General features: G+C 74.9%; 4 protein-coding genes. 3 read left to right on the top strand and 1 reads right to left on the bottom strand.

Features of this window, described 5'->3' with window-relative positions; all coding sequences use genetic code 11:
• The coding region (locus D8M29_RS08450) for a polyprenyl synthetase family protein (protein WP_127445904.1) at positions 1-863 on the top strand (863 nt) is incomplete at its 5' end.
• Positions 864-905: 42 nt separating this feature from the next.
• Here D8M29_RS08450 and D8M29_RS08445 read toward each other — a convergent pair.
• Positions 906-1,304 carry an Rv2175c family DNA-binding protein gene (locus D8M29_RS08445; RefSeq protein WP_049158988.1) on the bottom strand — a complete coding sequence of 133 codons (399 nt, stop codon included), beginning with the start codon at positions 1,302-1,304 and terminating at the stop codon, positions 906-908.
• Positions 1,305-1,518: 214 nt separating this feature from the next.
• Between D8M29_RS08445 and D8M29_RS08440 the strand changes: the two genes are divergently transcribed.
• Both D8M29_RS08440 and D8M29_RS14205 read left to right on the top strand, forming a co-directional pair.
• On the top strand, positions 1,519-2,691 hold the full coding sequence (locus tag D8M29_RS08440) for a LysM peptidoglycan-binding domain-containing protein (RefSeq protein ID WP_127445903.1): 1,173 nt from the start codon (positions 1,519-1,521) through the stop codon (positions 2,689-2,691).
• A gap of 54 nt (positions 2,692-2,745) precedes the next feature.
• The coding region (locus tag D8M29_RS14205) for an aldehyde dehydrogenase family protein (RefSeq protein ID WP_174233327.1) at positions 2,746-5,126 on the top strand (2,381 nt) is incomplete at its 3' end.

Below are 5,126 nucleotides of genomic sequence, written 5' to 3'. Positions count from 1 at the left end.
CGGGCGCGGCGTTCGAGCTGTTCCAGGCCGCGGCGCTGATCCACGACGACATCCTGGACCGCTCGGACACCCGCCGGGGGATGCCCAGCGTGCACCGCCGCTTCGAGTCCCTCCACCGGGAGGCGGGCTGGCGCCACGCCGCGGAGCACTTCGGCGTCTCCGCCGCGATCCTCGCCGGCGACGTCGCCCTGGGGATGAGCGAGACGGCCTTCGCGCGCGTCCTCGCCGGCACGCCCCGGGAGGATCGGGCGCGGGCCGAGCTCGAGCGGATGCGCTTCGGCGTGATGGCGGGTCAGTACCTCGACGTGGTGGCCGAGATGGCCCCGGCGGCGCGCGATGCCCGCGAAGCCGAGGCGGCCGCCGAGGCGGTGGTGGAGCACAAGTCGGCCCGCTATTCGGCGGTGCACCCGCTGGCCCTGGGCGGGCTGCTGGCGGGGGCGGACGACGGGCTGGTGACCGCGTTCGCCCGGGTGTCGCTGCCGTTCGGCATGGCGTTCCAGTACCGGGACGACCTGCTCGGCGTGTTTGGCGATCCGGCGACCACGGGCAAGCCCGCGGGCGACGACCTGCGGGAGGGGAAACAGACGGTGCTCATCGCCCGCGCCGTCGAGCTGCTCGCCCCGGACGAGGTCGCCGCGCTCGACGCGGACCTCGGCGATCCAGACCTCGGCGCGGACCGGGTGGCCCACTGGCAGGCCGTCCTCGAAGCATGCGGTGCGCGCCAGGCCGTCGAAGAGCGGGTCGCGGTGCTCTCGCACGAGGCGGCCGGCGCCGTGGCGGGCCTGCTCGCGCACGGCGTCCCCGAGGATGTGAGCGCCGAGCTCACGCGGCTGATCGACGCATACACGTCGCGCCGCCACTGAGCCGCACGAACCCCGCGGGCGGATGGCCGCCCGCGGGTCGGCTCACCAGGCCAGGGCCTGGGCGCGGCGCCGGATCTCGGTCTTCCGACCGTCCCGGAGCGCGTCGATGGGCCGGCCGGGCAACGACTCGTCCTCGGTGAACAGCCAACGGAGGGCCTCCTCGTCGGAGAAGCCGGCGTCGGCCAGCAGCACGAGCGTGCCCTGCAGGGAATCGAGCACGCCGGTCTCGGTGAGGAACAGCGCCGGCACGGACCGCACCGCGGGCTCGGGGCGACGCACGGCCAGCAGGCGGCGATCATGCACGAGGTTGTGGACGCGGGTCACACGCTGGTCGAGGCGCTCCGCCACGTCGGGCACGGAGAGCCACTCGCCCACGAGGGCGTCGAGCTCGGCGGGGATCGCGTCAGCGGGGACCGGGGTGTCGGAGGAAGTGGTGCTCACAGGCGCCAGCCTACGTGGCCGCCGACGGGCCCGGCCCATCGCGCCCCGGACGGCATAGATCTCAGTATGGTCACGAAGATCACATTCCGATAACATCGCCGAGGCTCCATGGCCGGGCGCCGACGTCGTCGGTCGACCGCGGGGGCCACGGGTCCCACCCGTCACTTCCCCGTCGTGTTCCATCCATCCATCCGATCCGATGCCGAGGTCTGCCGTGCCCCACACCCCCGTCCGCTCCCGCCGCCTGCGCTCCGTCCTGACCGGCGGCGCGGTGCCCCTGCTGCTGCTCACCGGTCTGCCCGCCCAGGCCCACGCCCAGGAGGCGGCGGTGCATACCGTGCGCCCGGGCGACTCCCTCACCCGGATCTCGGCCGCCCGCGGCGTCTCCGTCGCCGACCTGCTGCGGTTCAACGGCCTGGGCCTGGAGACCGTGCTCTACCCGGGTGACGAGCTCCGCCTGACCGGCGCGGCGGCCCCGGCCCCGGCCGCGGGGACCTACACGGTGCAGCCGAACGACGGGTGGTGGGTCATCGCCCGCCGCACCGGCGTCTCCGCCGCGCAGCTGCAGCGGCTCAACGGCATGAGCGCGTCGAGCATGCTCCACCCGGGCATGGTCCTGACCACGCAGCGCACGGCCGCCGCACCGAAGGCCCCCGCGTCGCCCGCCCCGACCACGACCCCCGCCACCGCGCCGGCATCGAAGACCCCGACGGCGGCCGGCGGGACGGTCCGGTACACCGTGGTCTCCGGCGACTCCCTCTGGGGGATCTCCCAGCGGTTCGAGGTCTCCATCCCCCGTCTGCGCGAGCTCAACGGCCTGACGCGGGCCTCGACGCTGCACCCCGGCGACGTGCTCGTGATCTCCGACGGCACCCTCGAGGTGGAGCCGGTCTCCGCCGTCCAGGCGGTCGGCGACACCTTCCTCGGGCGCACCTACGCGCCGCACGTGACGGCCTCGGCGAACGAGAACCTGCGCCTGCTGCGCTCCGTCCCGCAGCCCACCCCCGAGCAGATGCAGCAGATCGTCCGCGAGACCGCCGAGCGGATGGGCGTGGACCCTCGCCTGGCCCTGGGCCACGCGTACACCGAGTCCCGCTTCCGCATGGCCTCGGTCTCCCCCGGCAACGCCGTGGGGGCGATGCAGGTCATCCCGATCACGGGCGAGTTCGCCTCGGAGCTGGTGGGCCGCGAGCTGAACCTGCTGGACCCCCACGACAACGCGGTGGCCGGCGTCGCGTTCATCAAGTACGTGCAGGACCGCACCCCCACCCTCGATGAGGGCATCGGGGCCTACTACCAGGGCCTCGGCGGGGTGCTGGACAGCGGCCTGAACCCGGAGGCACGGGACTACGTGGCCAAGGTGCGCGCCGCGATGGCGATGTTCTGATCCGCCGGCGGCGGACCGCCCCGAGGGGTCCGCCGCCTGTCCTACCCTGGGACGATGAGCAGCGCACGCCGCGACCCCCTCGTGGGGGGCATCGTCGACGGCCGCTACCGGGTCGTCGAGCGGCTGGCCCGGGGCGGCATGTCCACCGTCTACCTGGCCGTGGACGAGCGTCTCGACCGCCAGGTGGCGCTCAAGGTCATGCACCCGCACCTGGCGGAGGACCCCGTCCTCGTCGGCCGGTTCGAGCAGGAGGCCAAGACGACGGCGCGGCTGTCCCATCCGCACGTCGTCGCGGTCCTGGACCAGGGCCACACCGAGGCCGAGGACGGCGACGTGCTGGCCTACCTCGTGATGGAGCACATGCCCGGCCGCACGCTGCGCACCGTCATCCGGGACCGGGCCCCGCTCTCGCCCCGGGAGGCGCTGCGGTTCCTGCGTCCGCTCGTCGACGGCCTGGCCGCCGCGCACCGCGCCGGGCTGGTGCACCGGGACGTGAAGCCCGAGAACGTGCTCGTCCGCGACGACGGCCGGGTGACGGTCGCGGACTTCGGCCTGTCCCGCGCCGCCACGGCCCACACCATGGCCGGGCAGGCCGTCGTGGGCACGCCCGCCTACCTCGCCCCCGAGCACATCGCCGGGGCGCCCGCCGACGCCCGCTCCGACGTGTACGCCGTGGGCATCATCCTGTTCGAGCTGCTCACGGGCCGCCAGCCGTACACCGCGGCGACCGCGCTGCAGGTCGCCTACCGACACGTCCACGAGCGGGTCCCCGTGCCGTCCACGCTGCACCCCGGGCTCCCCGAGGACCTCGACGACCTCGTGCTGTGGTGCACCGAGCCGGACCCGGCCGACCGGCCCGCCGGTGCCGGCGAGCTCCTGCACCGCATCGACGCCGTGGCGGCGGGCCTGGACGCCGACGAGACCGGCAAGACCCTGGACCAGGGCGACCCCGAGGTCTCCGAGGCCGTGGACTTCGCGCACTACTACGCGCGCCTGGCCCGCGGCCTGGACGCGGTGGAGGGCGCTCGCGCCGTGCCCGTCCGCCTGACCCTGGTGATCCCGCCGTGGAACTTCCCCGTGGCCATCCCGGTCGGGGGCGTCCTCGCCGCGCTCGGGGCCGGCTCGCCCGTGGTGTTCAAGCCGGCCCCGCAGTCCGAGCGGACGGGCGCGGTCGCGTGGGAGCTGATCGTGGCCGGGCTGCGGGACTCGGGGCTGTTCGACGACCGCGGCCCGCTCGCCGGGCACGACCCCGCGGACCTCGTGCGCCTGGTGACGCTGGCGGACGAGGACGAGGCGGAGGTCGGCGCGGCGCTCGTGACCGACCCGGCCGTCGAGCGGCTCATCCTCACCGGCAGCTGGGACACCGCACGGCTGTTCAAGGGGATGCGCCCCGACCTGCACCTGCTCGCCGAGACCTCCGGCAAGAACGCCGTGATCGTGACCCCGTCCGCGGATCTGGACCTGGCCACGAAGGACGTGGTCCAGTCCGCGTTCGGTCACGCCGGCCAGAAGTGCTCGGCGTCCTCCCTCGTGGTGCTCGTCGGCTCCGTGGGCACCTCCGAGCGCTTCCACCGGCAGCTGCTGGACGCCGCCTCGTCCCTGCACGTGGCGCACCCCGCGGACCCGCGCGCCGAGATGGGCCCCGTGATCGAGGCCCCCGGCGAGAAGCTGCGCCGCGGGCTCACCGAGCTCGGCCCGGGGGAGCGGTGGGCCCTGCACCCGCGGCAGCTGGACGAGACGGGTCGCCTGTGGAGCCCGGGCATCCGCTCCGGCGTACGACCCGGCGCCGACGCCCACCTCACCGAGTACTTCGGCCCCGTGCTGGCCGTGATGACGGCCGAGACGCTCGAGGAGGCCATCGGGATCGTGAACGCCGTGGACTACGGCCTCACCTCCGGGCTGCACTCGCTGGACCGGGAGGAGATCGACGTGTGGCTGCGCGGCGTGCGCGCCGGCAACCTCTACGTGAACCGCGGCATCACCGGGGCCATCGTGCGCCGCCAGCCCTTCGGCGGCTGGAAGCGTTCCGTCGTCGGCCCCACCACGAAGGCCGGCGGGCCGCACTACCTGCACGGCCTCGTGGACTGGGAGGACGCGCCCACGTGGGCCGGGGGAGAGGGGCGGCCCGGGTCCGAGGCCGACGGTGCGGGCGCGTCCTGGCTCGAGACCGCCCGCGCCCTCGACACCCACGCGTGGACCACCGTGTTCGGGGTGGCCACGGACGTCTCCGCGCTCGAGGCCGAGCGGAACGTGCTGCGTCACGTCCCCACCCCGGTCCTCGTGCGCCGGCACTCGGGGCCCGCCGACCACCTGCTGCGCATCGTCTCCGCCGGCCTGCGCGCCGGGGCGCCCATGCCCGTGAGCCTGCGCCCGACCCCCACCGCGGAGGGGCCCGACGCGGACGGGCTCTCGGCCGAGGCCGTGCGCGGCCGGGT

Origin of the sequence: Micrococcus sp. HSID17227 (genome assembly GCF_003989405.1) — a bacterium.
Classification (GTDB): domain Bacteria; phylum Actinomycetota; class Actinomycetes; order Actinomycetales; family Micrococcaceae; genus Micrococcus; species Micrococcus luteus.
This window is presented reverse-complemented; position numbering and strand designations above follow the sequence as displayed.